The organism is Sphingomonas psychrolutea (assembly GCF_014636175.1).
Taxonomy (GTDB): Bacteria; Pseudomonadota; Alphaproteobacteria; order Sphingomonadales; family Sphingomonadaceae; genus Sphingomonas; species Sphingomonas psychrolutea.
On the sequence record NZ_BMDW01000009.1, the window covers coordinates 39,515 to 58,958 of the forward strand.

The window sequence follows — 19,444 nt, forward strand, 5'->3', positions numbered from 1 at the left end:
CGGGGAAGGAATAAAGCTATGAGCGATCTTCGCCAAACGCTCGCCATGGGCGATCCAACAGCCGACGCCGCGGTAGCCATCCCCAACATCACCATTCCTTACGCCTTCGCCCGCCGCTTCGGCGTGGTGCTCGATCCCGGCAGCGACTCGCACTTTGCCGTCGCCATGCGCGAAGGCGCCGATCCGAAGGTCCTGCTCGAACTGCGGCGCCATCTTGCGCGCCCGTTCGACGTCGGATTCGTTTCGGCAAGCGAGTTCGACCGTCTGCTGTCCGAAGCCTATGCGATGGACGGTCAGGCCGCAGCGATGGCCGCAGGCACGCTCGGTCTGGGCGACGAGCTCGACATGCTGGCGGATCATCTGCCCACCGCCGACGATTTGCTCGACACCGCCGACGATGCCCCTGCGATTCGCCTGATCAACGGCATCATCGCCGATGCCGCGCGCAACGGCGTGTCCGACATCCATATCGAGCCGTACGAAACCGGCCTGGTCGTGCGGATGCGGATCGACGGCGTGCTGCGCGAGACGCTGCGGATGCCGCCGCATGTCGCGCCCGTGGTCGTCAGCCGCGTGAAGGTGATGGCACGGCTCGACATCGCCGAGCGGCGCGTGCCGCAGGATGGTCGTATCGGCCTGACGCTGGGCGGCAAATTGCTCGACGTGCGCGTCTCCACGCTGCCATCCCGAGCGGGCGAACGCGTCGTGCTGCGTATCCTCGACAAGGAGAATGCCGGGATCACGCTCGACGTGCTCGGCATGACGGCGGCGATCAACCAGTTGCTGAAAGAGGCGATCACCGAGCCCAACGGCATCATCCTCGTCACCGGGCCGACCGGATCGGGCAAGACCACCACGCTCTACGCCGCGATGCGATTGCTCAACGATGGCAGCCGTAATATCCTGACGGTCGAGGATCCGGTCGAATATGCGATGGACGGGATCGGCCAGACGCAAGTCAATCCCAAAGTCGGGCTGACCTTTGCGGCCGGCTTGCGCGCGATCCTGCGGCAGGATCCCGATGTCGTGATGGTCGGCGAAATTCGCGACCGCGAGACCGCCGAGATTGCGGTGCAGGCTTCGCTCACCGGGCATTTGGTGCTCTCGACCGTCCACACCAACGACGCAGTCGGCGCGATTACGCGGATGCGCGACATGAAGGTCGAACCGTTCCTGCTCGCCTCGACGCTCCGCGCGGTCATCGCGCAGCGGCTGGTCCGGCGGCTCTGCGAAAATTGCCGCAAGCCGGTGCAGGCCGAGGGTTCGGTGTCGGCGCTGCTCGGGTTCGATGCGGGCACGATCGTCTATGAAGCGGTCGGCTGCGAGCTTTGCCAGGGAACCGGCTATAAGGGGCGCGTCGGCGTGTATGAAGCGATCCGCATCGACGAGACCGTCCGCCGCATGATCAACGACGGCGGCGACGAGGCGCTGATCGCGCGCCACGCCTTCCTCCATGCGCCCACGCTTGGATCGGCTGCACGCCAGTTGGTTCGCGACGGTGTCACTACGCCTGAAGAAGCGGTGCGCGTCTCACGCCGCGACATGGCCGATGCCGAGGCGCCGCTGGTGGCGCCGGAACCCGAAGCGGCAAATGGCTGATTTCGACTATCTCGTGATCGACACCAAAGGCCGCGAAGTGCGCGGGCATATTGCCGCGCCGTCGATCGATGACGCGCGCGAACTGCTCGATCGGCGGCGGCTCTATGTCGTCAAGGTTGAACCGGGCTCGGGTCGCCCCGCCAAAGGCAAGCCGTTGCTGTCCGACCTGCGGATTGGTCGCGCGAAGATGAACACCAAGCAGCTGACGCTCTTCACGCGTCAGCTTGCGACGCTCAACCGCGTCTCGCCGCTCGAGGAGTCGCTCCGCACGATCAGCCGCCAGACCGAGCAGGAACATGTCCGTGCGATCGTCGATTCAGTCCATTCGGGCGTGATGGAGGGGCGGCGCCTGCACGAGGCGATGGCGCGCGAGGCAAAGAGCTTTCCGGCTTTGTACCGTGCGATGGTCTCGGCCGGCGAAACCTCGGGCTCGCTGCCGGTCATCCTCGAACGCCTGTCGGTGCTGCTCGAACGGCAGGCCGAAATGAACGGTAAGATCCTGACCACGATCGCTTACCCATCGGTGCTGGCGGTGGTGGCGATGGCGGTGGTGACAGCGTTGATGGTGTTCGTCGTGCCGCAAGTGGTCGAGCAATTCGACACCGTCGGGCAGCAATTGCCGTTTCTCACGCGCGCGGTGATGGGGGTGTCAAGTTTCCTTGTTAGTTATTGGTGGTTGTTGGTTTTATGCCTAACCTTAGTAACCTTTGGGACGTGGCGCGCGCTCAGGAACCCGCGCATCAAGCTCGCCTTTGACACCCGCATCCTCAAGCTCCCGCTGCTTGGACGCCTGCTGCGCGATCTCCACGCCGCGCGGATGGCGCGGACGCTGGCGACCATGGTCGCGAGTCGCCTGCCGCTGCTCGAAGGGCTTACGCTGACCGGCGGCACGATCCATAACCTTCGGCTGAAACAAGCCTCGGACGAGATCATCGAATCGATACGGGGCGGCGGCAGCCTGTCGGCGGCGATGCGGCGGACTGGGGTGTTCCCACCGCTGCTGACCTATCTCGCCGCGTCAGGCGAGACCGCCGGGCAGCTCGACGACATGCTGGAGCGCGCTGCCGACTATCTCGAGCGCGAGTTCGACCGCTTCACCACCACCGCTTTGTCGCTGCTTGAGCCGCTGATTATCGTCGTGATGGGGGGCGTCGTCGCGACGATCGTGCTATCGATCCTGCTCCCGATCCTGCAACTCAACACGCTGGCCGGACAATGAGGTCTGTTATGTCTGATTCCCCCGCTACTCTCCGGGTTCGCCCATCCGAACAGGGCTTTACGCTGATCGAATTGATGGTCGTAATCGTTATTCTCGGCTTGCTCGCCGCGATCGTGACGTTCAACGTCCTGCCGCTCGGCGATCGCGGCAAGATCACCAAGGCCAAGGCCGATATCGCGACGATCGAAAGCGCGCTCGATCTCTACAAGCTGCAGAACGATGGCTATCCGACCACCACAGACGGCCTGCAAGCGCTCGTCTCGCCGCCGGCCGATGTCGACGCGTCAAAGTATCAGCGTGGCGGCTATATCAAGAAATTGCCTAACGATCCGTGGGGCCGCCCCTATCTCTACGCCGCGCCGGGCCAGCATGGCGAGGTCGATGTCTGGACACTTGGCGCCGATAAGAAAGAGGGCGGCGAGGGCCCCAATGCCGATATCGGCAGTTGGCAATAGCCCGTTCTTGACCCGATTTCGCGCCTCGATCGACGAACACGGTTTCACGCTGATCGAGCTGATGATCGTCGTTACGATCATCGGCCTGGCCAGCGCGGCGGTTGTGCTTGCCTTGCCCGATCCGCGCGGGCGGCTGACCGACGAGGCAGAGCGCTTCGCTGCACGCACCCGCGCCGCGCACGATCTTGCGATCGTTGGCGCGCAGCCGATCAGCGTGTGGGTGTCGGCGGGCGGCTATGGTTTCGACGAACGCCGCGACGGCGCGTGGGTCGCGATGGCCGAGCGTCCGCTCCGCGTGACGCAATGGAGCAAGGGCACCAGCGCCCAGCCAAGCGGGGAAAATAGCCGCGACCGTGTGTTGTTCGATCCGACCGGCATCGCCGACCGCCCGCTCGACGTTACGCTGGAGCGCTCGGATCAGACGATCGTCGTCCATGTCGGCACCGACGGCAAGGTGCGGATTGGTGGGTAAGCCGTCGCGCCCGGAATACGGCTTCACGCTGATCGAAATGATGGTCGCGCTCGCGGTGTTCAGCCTTGCCGCGCTCGCGCTGATCCGGCTCGAGGGCGCGACGATCCGCGGGGCGGGGACGCTCAATTCTACGCTGATGGCGCAGATCGTCGCGCGCAATATCGCGATCGAAGCGCTGACCGATGCGCGCGCGCCGACGATCGGCAGCGCGACCGGGGTCGAACAGAATGGTGGTCGCGCGTGGAGCTGGACCCGCGTGACGCAGCCGACCGGCGATAGCCGTATCCTGCGCATCGACGTGTCGGTGATGGATGCGAGCGGGCGCAACGCCGGGCACCTGACGGTGGTGCGCGACGGGGTGACGAAGCAGTGAGCGCTTTGCCCGCCCGAACTACCTGCGAAAGTGGCTTCACGCTGATCGAAGTGATGATCTCGCTGCTGATCTTCGGGCTGCTTGCGGCCGCGGGTGTTTCGCTCCTGTCCTTTGCCGTCCGCGCGCAAGGCGCGACGGGGGCGAAGCTCGAGCAGATCTCGGCGATGAACCGGCTGTCGTCGATCCTCACCGCCGATCTGGCGCAGGCCGCGATCCGGCAGACGCGCGGGATGGGCGGCGAAGTGCTGCCCGTCTTTACCGGCGAATCGGGTGCTAATGGCAGTACGCTGCTCAGCTTCGTTCGTGCTGGCTGGAGCAATCTCGACGGAACGCGGCGCGCGTCCGAGCAGAAGGTCGAATACGCGATCATCGACGGTGCGCTGGTGCGGATTGCCTATCCGATGCTCGACGGGGCAACCCCGCTGCCGCCGACCGCGATGCTCGACCATGTCCGGCAAGTGGCGCTGCGATATCGCATCGACGGCGCGTGGAGTGATCGCTGGACCAGCACGCCGCAATTCCCGGTCCCCGCGGCGATCGAGTTGCGCGTGCAACGCGATACTGGCGTCGAGACACGCCAGCTGTTCCTCGTCGGCACCGGGTACGGAAAGCGCGTCGATGCCCAAGCGCGCTGATCGTCCCTCCGAGCGCGGGGCCGCGCTGCTTACGGTGCTGCTGCTCGTCGCGGTGATCGCGGTGTTGGCCGGGACCGCGCTCGAAAAGCTGCGGCTGGCAACAAGGCTCGGCGGCAATGCGGTCGCGCTCGATCAGGCGCGCGCTTACTCCTTCGCCGCCGAAACGCTGGCGGTCGTCAAAGTGACCGACCTATTGCTGAAGGCCGAGAATCGGGTCACGCTGCAAGGCGGATGGAGCGGCAAACCGATCCCGTTGCCAATCCCCAACGGCACCGCGACTGCGATGGTCGTCGATGGCGGGAATTGCTTCAACCTCAACAGCCTGGTCGTCGAGACCGGGCCCGGCGTGTATGCATCATTTACCCCCGCGCGCGTGCAGTTCGCGCGGCTGATCCGCCTAGTCGATCCGGCTGCGCGCTCCCCCGACGCGATTGCGGCCGCCGCCTCTGACTGGATCGACAGCGACAGCGATGCGATCCAGGACGGCGCGGAGGACGGCGCTTATGGCGGCGGCAAGCAAGGGTATCGCACTGGCAACACGCTGATGAGCGACCCGAGTGAGTTGCGCGCGGTCGCTGGGGTATCGCGCGTCGACTATGACAAGCTCCGCCCATGGATCTGCGCCTTGCCCAAGGCCGCGCCATCGAAGATCAACGTCAACACGATCCTGCCCGAGCAAGCACCGTTGCTGGCGATGCTCCGCCCGAATCTTTCGATAGAGGCGGTTCGGCAAGGATTGCTGCGCCGTCCCCCGCAGGGGTTCAACACGACCAGCGCCTTCTGGTCACAGGCCATCATCACCGGAGCAGGCTCGTCGGATGATGCAGCGGGGCAGACCGACATCAAGACCGTGTGGTTCTCGCTGCAAGTCGATGTCGCGCTGAACGGGGCGATCCTGCAACAAACCGGGCTGATCGATGCATCGGCCCTTCCCGCGCGGCTCGTATCGCGGCAATGGGGCGAGCGAACATGAGCGATACTCTCGTCCTCTTTCTGCCGACGCACGATGTGCCGTGGCGCTGGCTGCGCATCGCCGACAATGTCGTGGCTGCGCGTGGCGAGGGATTCCCGACTTTGCCTGCGGAAAGCGAGGATTCGCACGTTGCGGTCGTGCCCGCTGATGCGGTGACGTTGCACTGGGCCGAACTGCCCGATCGCTCGCTCGCGCAATCGGTGACGGCGGCACGGATGCTCGCCGCCGACGCCAGCGCGACCCCGATCGGCGAGCTCCACGTCGCGGTCGGGCGTGAGGGCACCAATCTGGAACGCCCGATCGGCGTGGTCGCCACCACCCAGATGCAAGCGTGGCTCGCCGAGCTTGCCGCCAATGGCATCGATCCCGAACTTGTGCTGCCCGCCCCGATGCTGCTCCCGCGCCCCGACTCCGGCTATCTTCGCGCCGATCTTGGCGGGGAAGGCGTGGTGCGCGGGCCGACCAGCGGTTTTGCCGATGAAGCGCGGCTGACCGAACTCATCACCGGCGGGGCAGCACCAGAGGTGATGCCGCGCGAGGCGCTGGAGGCAGCGATCGTCGCCGCCGTCGCCACGCCGTCGCTTGATTTACGGCAGGGCGCCTTCGCGCGACGCACCTCTATCGGCGTCGATTGGGGGCTGATTCGTCGGCTCGGCTGGTTGAGCGTGGCGATCTTCGCAGTCACCCTTCTCATCACGTTGGTGCAGGTACTGATCTATTCCAGTGCCGCAGACGAACTCGAACGCCGCGCCGACCTCCTCGCGCGCACCGGCATTTCGCGCGGTGAGGCAGTCAGCGATGCCGACCGGCAATTGACCGCGCGGATCGAGCGGCTGCGCGGTGGCGGCATGGGCTTCAGCCGCACTGCCGCCGCCGTGTTTGGGGCGATCCGCGCGACGCCAGGAACCGAGGTACGCACGCTCTCCTTCGATCCGGCGGGCGCGATGCGCGTGACGGTCGGGGTGCAGAACGAAGGGCAGATCCTGCAGCTTCAGCGCAGCCTCGACGCCGCTGGTTTTGACGCAACGCCGATGGGACAATTCCAGTCGAGCAGCGGCCGCCTCTCCGGGGATATCATGGTGAAGCCACGATGACCGAGCAACTTCTGAGCTGGTACCGCGCGCGGTCCCAACGTGAGCAATATATGGTGCTGGGGGGAGGCGTCGCGGTCCTTCTGGCCTTCGCGTATTTTCTGATCGTGCCGCTCAGCGACGCGCTCGCCTCAGCCAAGGCGCGGCATGCCGATGCGGTGATCGCGCTGGGCGAAACGCAAGTCCGCGTCGATGCGGTCAAGCAGATGCAGGCCGACCGCGCCGCGCCGCTCGAGGGACCGTTCGAATCGGTAATCCGCGCGCGCGCTAACGATGCCGGTTTCGCGCTGACCAACGTCACCCCGCAGGGCAGCGACCGCGTCGCGATTGCGATCGCTTCGGCGCGCCCCGGCGCGCTGATCGGCTGGATCGCGGGACTCGAATCGTCGGGCGTGCTGATCGACCAGCTCGCCACGACCGACAATGGCGACCGCACCGTCGCGGTGCAGATGACCGTGAAGGCGCAAGGCCAATGACACGCTTTCGCCTCGCGACGGGTCCGCTTGCGTTGTTCGGCGCGGTTTTCGTGATCGCGCTCATTGTCTTGTTGCCGCTCAGGCTGGTGCTCGGCCAATTCGATCTCGCCCGCACCGGCTTCGCCGCGCGCGAGGCGACCGGCAGCGTGTGGTTCGGCGCAGTGCGTGAAGCGGGGGTCGGCAGCATCGCGCTGGGTGATCTCGGCGCGGCGCTGTCGCCCTGGCCGCTGTTCGTGGGACGCGCGCGAGTCGATCTTGCGGGGCATTCGACCAGCACGACGCGCGCGGTGCATGGCGCGGTCAGCGTGTCGCGGCACAGCATCGGCGTGGACGACATGACGGCGGTGTTGACGGGCGGAGCGGTGTTCGCGCGCTTCCCGGTCAGCGGGCTCGATCTCGACGATGTCAGCGTACGCTTCACCGATGGCAATTGCGACATGGCCGAGGGGCGCGTGAAAGCGACATTGGGGCGCGACATTGCCGGAATCAACCTCGCGCAGGGCCTGTCGGGTACGGCGCGCTGCGATGGTGGTGCGCTGCTCTTGCCGCTCGCCAGCCAGTCGGGAACCGAACAGGCGCTGGTGCGACTCTGGCAAACGGGACGTTTCCGTGCGGAACTGACCGTCAGGCCGACCGACCCCACCGCGGTGCAACAATTGGAGCTGAGCGGATTTCAACCAACGGCGCGCGGCCACGTCCTCACCGTCGAAGGCAAATTCTGACGCTCCATTCTTGACGCTGGCCCCTGCGGACGGCTAGGGGCGCATGCTCTGCGGCGATCGTAGTTCAATTGGTTAGAGCGTCGGCTTGTGATGCCGGATGTTGCGGGTTCAAGTCCCGTCGGTCGCCCCACTTCTTTTTCAGCCAGGACATCAAACATCGTGACGACCGGATGGGGCTTCGCCGATTTCGACGATCATGAGGGCGTGCACCTCTTCACCGACCCGTCCTCGGGTCTGCGCGCTGTCATCGCAATCCACTCGACCAAGCTCGGGCCGGCGGCGGGCGGCGTGCGTTTCTGGCATTATGCCGATAGCGACCGCGCGATCACCGATGCGCTGCGCCTGTCGCGCGGGATGAGCTTCAAGAATGCGATGGCGGGTCTACCGATGGGCGGCGGCAAAGGGGTCGTGCTGGCAGCGAACCCCGGCGACGCGATTACCCCGGCGCAACTCGAAGCGTTCGGCCGCGCGGTCGAATCGCTTGGCGGGCGCTATGTGACGGCCGAGGATGTCGGCATGTCCGAAGCGAGCATGAAGACGATTGCGACGATGACCAAGCATGTGTCGGGCCTGCCCGTGGCGGCGGGCAGTGCAGGTGGCGATCCAGGGCCTTCGACGTCGATGGGCGTCTACCTCGGCGTCAAGGCGGCGGCGCAGCGCGGGCTGGGCGCGAGCGACATGAAAGGCGTGCATGTCGCGATCCAGGGCGTCGGCAGCGTTGGTGGTGGTTTGGCACGCTTGCTTGCGAAAGACGGCGCGCGCTTGACGCTGGCGGACGTCAATGCCGACCGCGCGCGGGCGCTGGCCGACGAACTCGGCGCGGAGACGGTTGCGGCTGATGCGATTCTCGGGATCGCGGCCGATGTGGTCAGCCCCAACGCGCTCGGCGCGATCCTGACGCCCGATTCGATCGCGGCGCTGCGTACGACGGTCGTGGCGGGTGGCGCCAACAATCAGCTCGAAACCACGGCGGAGGGTGCAGCGCTGCAAGCATGCGGGATCCTCTATGCGCCCGATTACGTCATCAACGCCGGCGGCATCATCAATGTCGGTCTGGAATATCTGGGTCTTGGCGACCGCGCCGAAGTCGAGGCGCGGATCGCGCGCATCCCCGAGCGGCTGATCGAAGTGTGGGACGAAAGCGACCGCACCGGTGCGCCCGCGTCCGACGTCGCCGATTCGATCGCCCGTCGCCTGATCGGGCGTTAACGCACCGCTAGACACGCGACCATCGCGCTAACCGCGGTGATCGTCTCCTCGACATCGCGCACCTTCAGCGTGTCCATGCCGGCCGCGCGCACCGCATCGTCATTGCCGCCGGGGTAAATCGCGTCGCCGAGAAACATCATGTCGGCGGTGCCAATGCCCGAATGTTCGGACAGCCGACGCATCGCATAAGCCTTGTCGATGCCAGCATGGGTGATGTCGAGCGAGGTCGAGCCGCCGATATTGACCGATAGATCGGGCAAGGCGGCGCGCAGCGACACTTGCAGCGCCTTGCGCTTGGCGAAATCCGGGTCCCACGCCTTCTTGGCATCGAGCGGCGCTTCCTGGCCAAGGCCAGAGAAGGTGATCTGGCTGCCGCGATCTTCGACGCGTTCGCCCCAGATCCGTTCATCGGCGAGCCCCGCCGTCTGCAGCGCTTTGTCGATCGCGTGCAGGATGTGATCGCGCTCGGCGGGTTCGAAGATCTCGGCGTAGATCGCGTGCCAGCGATCCGCTTCGAACCGGTACAATTTGGTTCCGGTCGTTGGCATGATGAACAGATACTCGACCGGAGCGCCCGGCGGGATCGCCGCGATCACCTGCTTTTCGAATTGCGGCCAGTCGCCGCCTGAAATGACCGCCACGGCTACCCGATCGAGCAATTTGCCGAGCAGCCCCGCCATGTCGGCGCCGATCTTCTGCTTGCTCTCGGCCAGCGTTCCGTCGAGGTCGAAGGCGATCAGCTTCTTCATGTGCGGTTCCCAAATAAACGTTTCGCTGCCAACGCGCCGGACGTGCGACGGTTGCACTTATGCCCGTCGACAAAATCGCTTACGGTGTTTCGATGTTCGTACCGTCCCTCGCGCCATGAGCGGCTGGATATCACTGGCGCTGATCGCGCTTCTCGCCGCCTTCGGCTTGTGGTGCGCCGGAGTCGCGCGACCGTTGTGGGGCTTTGTCGCGGCGGCAGTGTTGCTCGGCGCGAGCGGCTATGCGCTCCAGCAGCATGCCAACCTGACGGGCCATTCGGCTGTCGCCGGACGCGAGCCGGTCGTGATCGACCCGGCATCGACGGCGTTGCGCGCGGCGATGCTCGGGCAATTTACCGGCGACGGCGCGTTTCTCGTCGCGTCCGATGCGCTGATGCGCAGCGGCAGTCGTACCAGCGGGACCAAGGTCGTACTGCTGGGCCTCAACACCTATCCGCGCAGCCTGACGCTATGGACCGGCGCGGGCACCGCGCTCGCGCAGCATGACGGCGAGGTTTCGCCCGCTGCGCGCTTCGCCTTTGATCAGGCGACGCGGCTCGCACCCGAACATCCCGCGCCACCTTACTTTCGCGGGCTTGCCTATGCCGAGACCGGAGATTTTCTTAAGGCGCGACGCTATTGGGCGCGCGCGCTTGCGCTATCGCCGCGCGAGGCTGGGTATCGCCGCGATATTGCCGAGCAACTCGCGACGCTCGACGCCATGACGGCCGAGTAGCGTCACGAAAAAGGGCGCTCCCCGCATGGGAAGCGCCCGATTTGGTCAGGGCAGGGCACAACGCCCCACGACTGGCTTACTTGGTAACGTTGTCGGCCTTGGCCTCGCCCGCATCACGGACGTTGTCGGCGGTGTCGCGCATCGCGTCAGCCTTATTTTCCATCATGTCAGACGCCATCGCGTTGGACGAATTGTCGGCCATTTGGTCCATCGCCGACGCGCTGTTGTCGATCCCGTCGGCCATCATGTCGGCGTTGTTTTCGATGGCGGCAGCTTCAGGGTTCTTGTTGCACGCGGCGAGTGAAACCAGGCCAGCGGCGACGAGAACAAGAACGATCTTCTTCATGCAATTGCTCCCAAGCAATAGATAGGGTTCGAAGCAGTCCACTGCCGCCGCGAAGTTCGGTGGCATAGCGTCCTGCTTGGGTGCGTCAATCACCAAACCGCCGCAAAGTTCCCAATTCGCCACGGTTTCGCCGTATTTGCGACGGGGTGAGTTTGATCACTTTTTCGGCGTGACCGGCCCCATCGTCTCGGGCGCGTCGGCGACAAGAGCGAGCATCGTCGTCCACGCCGCCACATTTTGCCGCAGTTGTTCGGGATCGATGCGGTCGAGCGTATCCTCTGGCGTGTGGTGCCAATCGAAGTATCGCAGACCCGATTGGTTGAGGTCGATCGCGGGCACCCCGGTCCTGAGCATCGGCCCGACATCGGTCCCGTCACCGCCCACACCGCTGCCGCGCACGATTCCGATCGGGGCGAGCGCGACCGCAAGGCGATCCGCGAGAGATTTTGCCGTTTCAGGCAAATTGGTTTCGAAGCGCCACACGCGGTCCGCCCCGAAATCCGATTCCGCGGCCAGCGCGTGCACTTCGCCCGCATGCGCCTTGGCATAGGCAATGCCGCCGAAGCCCCCGGTTTCCTCATCCCCGAACCACACGACGCGAATTGTCCGGCGGTGTTTGCCTGCATCCATCAGCCGCTTGGCGGCGGCAGTCGTAATCGCGACCCCCGACGCGTCGTCGATCGCGCCCGTCCCAAGATCCCAGCTGTCGAGATGCCCGCCGATCAGGATCGTGCCCGCCGCCGGATCGGTCCCGGGCACTTCGGCCACAACATTGCCCGACAGGCGCGTCGGCGCGACGGTCGGGGTGAGTGTCAGATGCAGCGTGACGGGCTTTCCAAGCTTGACCATCCGCTCGAGATTCTCGGCATCCGCCACCGACAGTGCTGCCGCCGGGATCGGCGTCACGCCGGGCGCGAAATTGGTGTTCCCGGCATGCGGCCCACGCCCGTGATCGGTGCCGATCGAGCGGATCACGATCGCCGCCGCCCCCTTGGTCGCCGCGATGTTTGGCCCGACGAAGCGGGCGGCACCTTGCGAGCCGTAGCTCGAGCCGTCCTGCGTTGGCTGCATTGCATTGGAGACGAACGCAATCTTCCCCGTCAGGCTGCCGGCGGGGGCAAGCAGCAAATCGTTGAAGCTCGCGAAATAGGCGACCGGCAGCGTCAGGCCCTCGGGCGGCGTTGCACCCGAATTGCCGAGCGCGGTCAGGCGCAGCGGCTGGGGGTAGGGGGACAGGATCTCGGCGGTCTCGGCGCCGCGCACCCAGACGTTCTGCAATGCATAAGGCTCGATCCGCACGTTCTTGAAGCCCAGCGCCTTGAGCTTCGCGACCGCCCACTGCCGCGCACGTTCCTCTGCCGGGGATCCGTCCGGGCGCGGGCCGATCTCGGTCGTCAGCCCTTCGACGATGTCATAGGCGACATCGTCGGTGAGCGCCGCGTCGCGCAGCTTCGCGATCGCGGGATCGACTACCGCCGCCGCTGGGGCCGTGCGCTGTGCAAAGGCGGGCGCGGCAAGGAGCGTCGAGGCGAGCAGGAGCGAAGGGGCGAGGGCACGAAGCTTGGTCAAGAGTGGGTCCCGTCTGTGTGCAAGGGGTTGATGGCAGCGATACCGAGCGTTGCAGCAGCCCGGACTTGGCGGATGTCGGTTGATACCAGTGTAAGCCCGAGGCGTTGCGCGACAGCAATGTGAATCGCATCGGGCAAGCGTAAGCCGAGCGAAAAATCGGCAACCATATGCGTGGCGTCGTCGATATCGGCGCTGGTAACGCGTACGAACGTCCATCGGACGGCATAGGCTTTGAACTCGGCAATGAGGCCGTGCACATATTCCGCGGTGAATTCACCGCTCCTGACGCGGTTTCCCAATGCCGACTGCACCTCACCCCAACAAAAGTCGCTATAGGATGCGGCGGGATCGTCGGCGATCAACCAATCCGATATCGCAGTCCATCCGACATCGCTAGCGATCATCGCCACGATTGCGCTGGCGTCGAAAGAGATCTTCAACAATCGTCCTCGTCGCGCATTTCGCGGATCAGCGCACCGGCGTCCCCGATGCGCAACGGATATTTCGCACGCAGCGCCTCCAGACCCGCCATATCGAACCGTCGTGGCTCGGAGACGACCGTAGGCGGGGTCGGTGCGATGACAGCCGCCACGACCACGCCATCGCGCACGATCACCACCTCGTCGCCGCGCTCTACCGCTTCGACCAGATCGGCCACGCGCCGGTCGTCCGAGATGTCGATCCGTTCCATGCGAGCAAGCTACCGCACCGCGCCCACGTTGCCAACGCCCCCGCGCATCGCTATCTGCCGCCTCGACATTTCCACCCATTCTCTATCCCGGAGCCCGCAGCCGATGGCCGTGCAGTACAGCTATGTGATGAAGGGCCTGACCAAGACCTTCCCCGGTGCCCCCAAGCCGGTGCTCAACAACATTTCGCTCCAGTTCCTGCCCGACGCGAAGATCGCGATCATCGGGCCGAACGGGTCAGGCAAATCCACGCTGATGAAGATCATGGGCGGGATCGACCCCGATTTCACCGGCGAGGCCTGGGCCGCCGACGGCATCAAGGTCGGCTATCTGCCGCAGGAGCCAAAACTCGACGAGACCAAAGACGTGATCGGCAACGTTCGCGCCGGTGCCGGCCCGATCGGCGGAATGGTCGATCGCTATAACGAGATCGTCGCCATCATGGGCGATCCGCCCGAGGATTGCGATTTCGACGGCTTGCTCGCCGAAATGGGCGAGTTGCAGGAAAAGATCGACGCGGTCGACGGCTGGAGCCTCGACAACCAGCTCGAAATCGCGATGGAGGCTTTGCGCTGCCCACCCGGCGACAGTTCCGTCACCAATCTGTCAGGCGGTGAAAAGCGCCGGGTCGCTTTGTGCAAGCTGCTGCTCGAAAAGCCCAACATCCTGCTGCTCGACGAGCCGACCAACCATCTCGACGCCGAAAGCGTCGCGTGGCTTGAAAACTATCTGCGCGATTATGTCGGCAACGTGATCCTCGTTACCCACGATCGCTACTTCCTCGACAATGTCGTCAATTGGGTGCTCGAGCTCGATCGCGGCCGTTACTACACCTATGAATCGAACTATTCGGGCTATCTTGAAAAGAAGGTCAAGCGGCTCGAGCAGGAAGATCGCGAGGAGCAGGGCAAGGCCAAGGCGATCTCGGACGAGCTCGCCTGGATGCGTCAAACCCCCAAGGCGCGCCAGACCAAGTCAAAGGCTCGTATCCGCGCGTTCGACGAATTGATGGAGAAGCAGGAAAACCGCGCGGTCGGCAAGGCGCAGATCCTGATCCAGCTGCCCGAGCGGCTTGGCGGCAAGGTGATCGAGGCCAAGGGCCTGACCAAGGCGTATGGCGACAAACTGCTGTTCGACAATCTCGACTTCGTCCTGCCGCCGGGCGGGATCGTCGGTGTGATCGGCCCGAACGGCGCGGGCAAGTCGACCTTATTCAAGCTGATCACCGGGCAAGAACAGCCCGATGGCGGGTCGATCGAAGTCGGCCAGACGGTCAAGCTCGGTTATGTCGATCAGTCGCGCGACGATCTGACCCCGACCAACACGGTGTGGGAAGAGATTTCGGACAAGCTCGAAATTTTCCGCTTCGGCAAGCAGGAACTCGGCACGCGCGCTTATGTTGGCGCGTTCAACTTCAAGGGCCAGGACCAGCAGAAAAAGGTTGGTCAGTTGTCGGGCGGTGAGCGCAACCGCGTCCATCTGGCAAAAATGCTCAAGGAGGGTGGCAACGTCCTCCTGCTCGACGAACCGACCAACGATCTCGACGTCGAAACGCTGCGCGCGCTGGAAGAGGCGCTCGAGTCGTTCGCGGGTTGCGCCGTGGTGATCAGCCACGATCGCTTCTTCCTCGATCGCCTCGCAACGCATATCCTGGCGTTTGAGGGTGACAGCCATGTCGAGTGGTTCGAAGGCAATTTCGAGAGCTACGAAGCCGACAAGCGCCGCCGCCTGGGCGATGCGGCGGACCGACCGACCCGGCTGGCGTATAAGAAGCTGACGCGGTGACGGCTCAGCCGGGCAGCCGACAAACGGCTTCGATATTGTTACCATCGGGGTCGAGCACGAAGGCACCATAGTGATTGCTGTCGTACTGCGGGCGGAGTCCGGGCGCGCCATTGTCGCGCCCGCCCGCCGCGCACGCGGCCGCATGAAATGCCTCGACCATCAGGCGTGATCGTGCGCTCAACGCCAGATGCAGTTTCCCGCGCGTCGGATCTTCACCAACAATCCAGAACCACGGCCGATCGTCGCCATAGGCTGCGACGTCCGCCCGATCCCGAACGTTCACGAGCCGCGCGATTCCGAGCGGTGCGAAGGCCGCATCATAAAATGCGCACGATTGCGCGAAATCCGACACGCCGAACGTGACGTGATCGATCACAATATTCCGGTATTGACCGTCAGGCCGGCAACCGTTGCCGCCTCAATGCGCTCCCCGAAAGCAACCGTGCGCCGTTCTGCATAGCGCTCGGCTACCGGTCCCCACATCTGATGGATCACGCGCCCTTCGACATCGACCACCCAATATTCTGCGATACCTGCGTTCGCGTATAGCGGCGTCTTCACGTTCAGGTCATTACGCAACGACGTGTCGGCAATCTCGATCATCAATCGTACGGTGGATAAGGGCACTGCACCCTTGTCCGGCAAGGTGTCGGCAATAAATATGTCGGGTTGTGGCATACTGAATTCGGCAAGATCGATCGACCCATCGATCCATGCTTTCGGACCGTCCGCGATCGCATCGCAAGCGTCTGCCAACGCTCGAAACAAGGTAGATTGGACGCGAATGTGGGGGGCGTGTTGCGCGTTCACGGCAACGATTTTCCCCTCGATCAATTCGGTCTTCGCATATCGGACGAAAGCGCCCGATTCATCCAACAGCTTGTAGTCGCGCTGCGTGACCCGATAAGGTTCGGGGGCGGTCGACACACTGATGCGTTCTTGCAGCGTCATGGGACATGTTTATCACGAGCAACAATCGGCATCAAATCTGGGGGAGAAGGTTTCCCCCATGTGCTTGGGTCTTGCGCTTTTCGCGGGCTTGCTTGCCGTGTATCGCGACGCGGCAGCCTGTGGCGGCGGACTTTTCCGATCAGGCCACCGCATTCGCACAGTTCGACGATGCGACGTCCGCGATACCCCATGCTGCCCGCGCCGAACTTGCCGGACGCATCGCGCAGGCGATCTGCTTCGTGCGCAAACGGCTCGATTCGACGCGCGACCGGTATTACGCCGCCCGTTCCTCGGATCGGCAAAGCAGGGGAATTTTCCCCCGCGCTTTGGCTATCTCGTCGGCGCCGTGCTGGCAGACCGGATCGGTGCGACCCTAACGCTCGATCGCATGGCCAAATTGCCGCCTGATGCAGTGAAGCTCCGCCCCATAGCGGCGCTCGCCGCTTATGGCCGCTGCTAGGCGGTAAAGCGCTTGGTGAACCCCTTGGGCAAGCGTTCGGTATCGGCGCGCGCCTCGACATGGTCGACGCGCGCGAGCGGCGGCCCATCGCGGCAGGCGTCGATCAGCGCGGTCATTGCTTCGTCCTCGCCTGCGACCAGCAGTTCGATGCGCCCATCCTTGAGGTTGCGCACCCATCCCACCACACCGAGATCCGTTGCCTTGCGCACGACCCAGTCGCGATACCCGGTCTTTTGGACCTTCCCGCTGACAAACACGCGCTGCATCATCATAATCCGCCCTTAACCCGCCGCGACGCGAGACCCGCGCGACGATACGTCGTATAGCACCGTCGGATGCAGAACGCGGCGCGGCATATTCGGCGTCCATCGCAAATCACGCAGTTTCCGTCGCTTATGCAGCACGTTTCACGGGTAGCTGATCGCTAAAACCTCGTAGCTGCGCTCTCCCGCTGGAAGCGTTACGCGCCGCACATCGCCAATCGCAGCGCCCCGCAGCGCCCGCGCGATCGGTGCGTTCCAGCCGATCCGACCCGCCGTCGCGTCGGTCTCGTCGTCACCGGCCAGCGTCAGGATCCGTTCGGCATTATCCCCCATATCGTCGACGTCGGCGATTGTGACGGTCGCGCCGAACCAAACGCGGCTGCGGTCGGGCTGGGCGGCGGGATCGATCACCTTTGCCGCCTTCATCCGCCGCGCAAGGAAGCCGAGCCGCCGGTCGATCTCACGCAGCCGTTTGCGTCCGTAAATATAGTCGCCATTTTCCGAGCGGTCGCCATTCCCGGCAGCCCAGGAAATGACATCGACCAGCTTCGGCCGTTCCTCGCCGAGCAACTGGCGATACTCCGCGCTCAGCACGGCATAGCCAGCGGGCGTGATGTAATTGGGTCGGTCGTCCATCGGAGGCGGTACGCTCAGCCCGCGGTCCGCTTGCCCAGATACCAGCTCAGCCGATTAGCCCCGGCCGAGCGCGAGCGCTGGGGGTTCATCAGATCGTAGACCACCGCATTTTCGAGCACGCGCTGCACGTAATTGCGCGTTTCGTAGATCGGGATCGCTTCGATCCAGTCGACCATGTCGACGCCGGGCATCCGCGGATCGCCATTGGCGCGCAGCCATTTGTTCACGTTTCCGGGGCCGGCATTATACGCCGCGACCGCGAGCGGATAGCTGCCGAACAGGCTGTAAATCCGGCGGAAATAGGCCGAGCCGACCATGATGTTGTAATCGGTATCACTGGTCAGTGCCGAGGCGTCGTAGGACAGGCCGAGCTTGGTCGATTGCTCTCGCGCGGTGCCCGGCATCAACTGCATCAGTCCGCGCGCGCCGGCATGGCTGATCGCGGCGCGATCGAACTGGCTTTCCTGTCGTGCGATCGCGTGGATCATCGTCCAGTCGTCCTGGCTCGCGGCGGGGACGCGGACATTGGGGAAGCCGATCGTCGAATAATCGCTGAGCCCGTTCTGCAGCGCGCTGCGCCCGACCATCACGCCGAGGTCGGGCCGCCCGAGCGTGCGCGAGAGTTCGGTCGCAAGCACATGGTCGCTGTCGCTCTTGGCGTCGATCGCGATCTGGCGGACAAAGGCGGTCTGGTCCTCCCACGCGCCCGTCGTGCCGAGATATTGCGCGGCGCGCACGGTTTCGCGTGCGTAGAAGGCAGCACGAACCGCGGGGTCGACCGCACGCAGGATCGGATCGCCGGGTGCTGTCAAAGGTTGGCCGAGCTGCTCGCTCGCCAATTGCCCGTAGAACACGTCGCGGAAGGCGGCGGCGCGTGTGTAATAGCCGTTGGCCTCGTCACGCCGCCCGGCGGCCTCGGCCGCGCGTGCTGCCCAATACAGGCCCTTGGCCTGGATCGCCGGGGCTTTTGACCCAGTCGCATAGCGCAGGAACGGCGTCACTGCTTCGGCCGGTCGCCCTAGTTGCTTGAGTGCGGTCTGCCCGGCGAGCCAGGTCAAATTGGTATAGTCGTCGCGCTCGCCATAGGGGCGCGCGGACACGTCGGTGCCGGTCGGATAGGCATCGCCGACCTGTCGTGCGATGTCGTAAGCGAGCGTCGCTTGCCCGTCATGCGCGGCGGCGTTCGCATTGGTCCACAGCACCTCGAACCATTGGCCGGGGGAGGCGGGCGCGGTCGCCAAGGCCGGACGTTGCGCCAGCGTGCTGCGCGCGCTCATCGATGCGCCATTGTTGCGGAACCAGCTTGCCCGGTCGGCGAGCCACCCGGGGTCGGCCATGCCGAGCGCTTGCGTCGTCACCGCACGATCGGACGCGTCGGGCGCATTGGTCTTGAATGCGAGCCGGGCGGCGAATACCGGCTGGCGCGACGGGCTGGTCAGCGCAAGCTGGCGCTGGGCGGCGGCGGTAGCACCTTGCCACAACAGCATATCCATCCGCGCATCCTGATCGGCCGGGGACAGTGCTGTCGCAAAGCTCGTCGCGATCTTCGCTTCATCCGCCACCGACAACGCGCCCGATACCCAGGCGGCGCGCGCGGCGGCATTGGCCTCCTCACGCGCACCGATCGCCGCCAGCGCTTCGGCAAAGCGTGTCTTGCCCGCACTTGTCAGCGCCGGGAAACGCCGGAAGAAGCTGACGGCGCTCGATGGCGACCATCCCGCCGCATCGAGCGATTTTTCTGCCGCGCGCTGCAGTGCCAGTTCGCCCGGCCAGCCGGGATGCGCGAGCAGGAAACGCGCATAGCTGTCGAACCCATAGCCCGTTCCGGCCGAGAGCGATTTCCATTCCGCGATCGCCGAGGCAAGCGCGGCGTTGCTTGCCGTCGTGCCCGTCAAAACTTGCGTCGCGCGGCCCCAGCCAAGCTGATCCTGCGCCGCGTCCGAATTGGCACCCAAGGAGATGGCCAGGGTCGAAACCCCTGCCAGCAGCAACCCCGATTTGATCAAAGATGCAATCATGTGGACAGACTATGCCTCCCG

General features: G+C 64.8%; 24 protein-coding genes and 1 tRNA gene. 15 read left to right on the forward strand and 10 right to left on the reverse strand.

Features of this window, described 5'->3' with window-relative positions:
* The first annotated feature begins 45 nt into the window (after nucleotides 1–45).
* The 12 genes from gspE (at nucleotide 46) to IEV62_RS09015 (ending at nucleotide 9,224) form a co-directional block, all read left to right on the forward strand.
* Nucleotides 46–1,599, forward strand: a complete 1,554-nt coding sequence (gene gspE / locus IEV62_RS08960) for a type II secretion system ATPase GspE (protein ID WP_188446794.1) — start codon at nucleotides 46–48, stop codon at nucleotides 1,597–1,599.
* Complete coding sequence (gspF, locus tag IEV62_RS08965) at nucleotides 1,592–2,818, forward strand: type II secretion system inner membrane protein GspF (RefSeq protein ID WP_188446658.1); 1,227 nt, start codon at nucleotides 1,592–1,594, stop codon at nucleotides 2,816–2,818. Before gspE ends, gspF begins: the two co-directional genes overlap by 8 nt.
* Nucleotides 2,819–2,826: 8 nt before the next feature.
* Nucleotides 2,827–3,273 (forward strand): type II secretion system major pseudopilin GspG, encoded by a 447-nt coding sequence (gspG, locus tag IEV62_RS08970; protein ID WP_188446659.1) that lies wholly within the window; start codon nucleotides 2,827–2,829, stop codon nucleotides 3,271–3,273.
* On the forward strand, nucleotides 3,248–3,745 hold the full coding sequence (locus IEV62_RS08975; protein WP_188446660.1) for a GspH/FimT family pseudopilin: 498 nt from the start codon (nucleotides 3,248–3,250) through the stop codon (nucleotides 3,743–3,745). Before gspG ends, IEV62_RS08975 begins: the two co-directional genes overlap by 26 nt.
* Entirely contained in the window at nucleotides 3,708–4,118 is a 411-nt protein-coding gene (gene gspI, locus IEV62_RS08980; protein ID WP_188446661.1) for a type II secretion system minor pseudopilin GspI, read from the forward strand. The genes IEV62_RS08975 and gspI overlap by 38 nt, the downstream gene beginning before the upstream one ends.
* On the forward strand, nucleotides 4,115–4,753 hold the full coding sequence (gspJ, locus tag IEV62_RS08985; RefSeq protein WP_229732972.1) for a type II secretion system minor pseudopilin GspJ: 639 nt from the start codon (nucleotides 4,115–4,117) through the stop codon (nucleotides 4,751–4,753). The genes gspI and gspJ overlap by 4 nt, the downstream gene beginning before the upstream one ends.
* Nucleotides 4,737–5,726, forward strand: a complete 990-nt coding sequence (gene gspK, locus IEV62_RS08990) for a type II secretion system minor pseudopilin GspK (protein ID WP_188446662.1) — start codon at nucleotides 4,737–4,739, stop codon at nucleotides 5,724–5,726. Before gspJ ends, gspK begins: the two co-directional genes overlap by 17 nt.
* A complete protein-coding gene (gene gspL, locus IEV62_RS08995) occupies nucleotides 5,723–6,820 on the forward strand; it encodes a type II secretion system protein GspL (RefSeq protein ID WP_188446663.1) in 1,098 nt (365 codons plus the stop codon). Before gspK ends, gspL begins: the two co-directional genes overlap by 4 nt.
* Nucleotides 6,817–7,293, forward strand: a complete 477-nt coding sequence (locus IEV62_RS09000; protein ID WP_188446664.1) for a type II secretion system protein M — start codon at nucleotides 6,817–6,819, stop codon at nucleotides 7,291–7,293. The genes gspL and IEV62_RS09000 overlap by 4 nt, the downstream gene beginning before the upstream one ends.
* Nucleotides 7,290–8,015, forward strand: coding sequence for a type II secretion system protein N (gene gspN / locus IEV62_RS09005; protein WP_188446665.1), 726 nt, complete (start codon nucleotides 7,290–7,292; stop codon nucleotides 8,013–8,015). The genes IEV62_RS09000 and gspN overlap by 4 nt, the downstream gene beginning before the upstream one ends.
* Nucleotides 8,016–8,068: 53 nt before the next feature.
* Nucleotides 8,069–8,145, forward strand: a tRNA-His gene (locus IEV62_RS09010).
* 29 nt (nucleotides 8,146–8,174) lie between these two features.
* The gene (locus IEV62_RS09015) at nucleotides 8,175–9,224 is read left to right on the forward strand and encodes a Glu/Leu/Phe/Val family dehydrogenase (protein ID WP_188446666.1); all 1,050 of its coding nucleotides are present in this window, start codon (nucleotides 8,175–8,177) and stop codon (nucleotides 9,222–9,224) included.
* Here the strand turns inward: IEV62_RS09015 and IEV62_RS09020 are convergent.
* A complete protein-coding gene (locus tag IEV62_RS09020) occupies nucleotides 9,221–9,973 on the reverse strand; it encodes an HAD-IIB family hydrolase (RefSeq protein WP_188446667.1) in 753 nt (250 codons plus the stop codon). The genes IEV62_RS09015 and IEV62_RS09020 overlap by 4 nt on opposite strands.
* 115 nt (nucleotides 9,974–10,088) lie before the next feature.
* Here IEV62_RS09020 and IEV62_RS09025 point away from each other — a divergent pair, with 115 nt between their 5' ends.
* Entirely contained in the window at nucleotides 10,089–10,706 is a 618-nt protein-coding gene (locus IEV62_RS09025) for a tetratricopeptide repeat protein (RefSeq protein WP_188446668.1), read from the forward strand.
* Between the two features lie 76 nt (nucleotides 10,707–10,782).
* Here the strand turns inward: IEV62_RS09025 and IEV62_RS09030 are convergent, their stop codons facing one another.
* The 4 genes from IEV62_RS09030 to IEV62_RS09045 all read right to left on the reverse strand — a co-directional run bounded on the left by IEV62_RS09030 (nucleotide 10,783) and on the right by IEV62_RS09045 (nucleotide 13,312).
* Nucleotides 10,783–11,052, reverse strand: coding sequence for a hypothetical protein (locus tag IEV62_RS09030; protein ID WP_188446669.1), 270 nt, complete (start codon nucleotides 11,050–11,052; stop codon nucleotides 10,783–10,785).
* A 156-nt stretch (nucleotides 11,053–11,208) separates the two neighbouring features.
* Nucleotides 11,209–12,621, reverse strand: a complete 1,413-nt coding sequence (locus IEV62_RS09035) for a M20/M25/M40 family metallo-hydrolase (RefSeq protein WP_188446670.1) — start codon at nucleotides 12,619–12,621, stop codon at nucleotides 11,209–11,211.
* A complete protein-coding gene (locus IEV62_RS09040) occupies nucleotides 12,618–13,061 on the reverse strand; it encodes a type II toxin-antitoxin system VapC family toxin (RefSeq protein ID WP_188446671.1) in 444 nt (147 codons plus the stop codon). Before IEV62_RS09040 ends, IEV62_RS09035 begins: the two co-directional genes overlap by 4 nt.
* The gene (locus IEV62_RS09045) at nucleotides 13,058–13,312 is read right to left on the reverse strand and encodes a type II toxin-antitoxin system prevent-host-death family antitoxin (RefSeq protein WP_188446673.1); all 255 of its coding nucleotides are present in this window, start codon (nucleotides 13,310–13,312) and stop codon (nucleotides 13,058–13,060) included. The genes IEV62_RS09040 and IEV62_RS09045 overlap by 4 nt, the downstream gene beginning before the upstream one ends.
* Before the next feature lie 103 nt (nucleotides 13,313–13,415).
* On the opposite strand from IEV62_RS09045, the gene ettA reads away from it, so the two are divergent.
* The gene (ettA, locus tag IEV62_RS09050) at nucleotides 13,416–15,095 is read left to right on the forward strand and encodes an energy-dependent translational throttle protein EttA (protein ID WP_188446675.1); all 1,680 of its coding nucleotides are present in this window, start codon (nucleotides 13,416–13,418) and stop codon (nucleotides 15,093–15,095) included.
* Between the two features lie 4 nt (nucleotides 15,096–15,099).
* On the opposite strand, the gene IEV62_RS09055 is transcribed toward ettA, so the two are convergent.
* Together IEV62_RS09055 and IEV62_RS09060 are read right to left on the reverse strand one after the other, a co-directional pair.
* Nucleotides 15,100–15,471: a VOC family protein gene (locus IEV62_RS09055; protein ID WP_188446677.1), complete on the reverse strand. Its 372-nt coding sequence runs from the start codon at nucleotides 15,469–15,471 to the stop codon at nucleotides 15,100–15,102.
* Nucleotides 15,468–16,046, reverse strand: coding sequence for a Uma2 family endonuclease (locus IEV62_RS09060; RefSeq protein WP_188446678.1), 579 nt, complete (start codon nucleotides 16,044–16,046; stop codon nucleotides 15,468–15,470). The genes IEV62_RS09055 and IEV62_RS09060 overlap by 4 nt, the downstream gene beginning before the upstream one ends.
* A gap of 92 nt (nucleotides 16,047–16,138) precedes the next feature.
* Here IEV62_RS09060 and IEV62_RS09065 point away from each other — a divergent pair, with 92 nt between their 5' ends.
* Nucleotides 16,139–16,423: a hypothetical protein gene (locus tag IEV62_RS09065; RefSeq protein ID WP_188446680.1), complete on the forward strand. Its 285-nt coding sequence runs from the start codon at nucleotides 16,139–16,141 to the stop codon at nucleotides 16,421–16,423.
* Between the two features lie 79 nt (nucleotides 16,424–16,502).
* Here the strand turns inward: IEV62_RS09065 and IEV62_RS09070 are convergent, their stop codons facing one another.
* From IEV62_RS09070 to IEV62_RS09080, 3 genes are all read right to left on the reverse strand, one after another.
* Nucleotides 16,503–16,778 carry an acylphosphatase gene (locus IEV62_RS09070; protein WP_188446682.1) on the reverse strand — a complete coding sequence of 92 codons (276 nt, stop codon included), beginning with the start codon at nucleotides 16,776–16,778 and terminating at the stop codon, nucleotides 16,503–16,505.
* Nucleotides 16,779–16,913: 135 nt separating this feature from the next.
* Entirely contained in the window at nucleotides 16,914–17,405 is a 492-nt protein-coding gene (locus tag IEV62_RS09075) for a GreA/GreB family elongation factor (RefSeq protein WP_188446684.1), read from the reverse strand.
* A 14-nt stretch (nucleotides 17,406–17,419) separates the two neighbouring features.
* Nucleotides 17,420–19,423, reverse strand: a complete 2,004-nt coding sequence (locus tag IEV62_RS09080; protein WP_188446686.1) for a lytic transglycosylase domain-containing protein — start codon at nucleotides 19,421–19,423, stop codon at nucleotides 17,420–17,422.
* Nucleotides 19,424–19,444 lie beyond the last annotated feature (21 nt).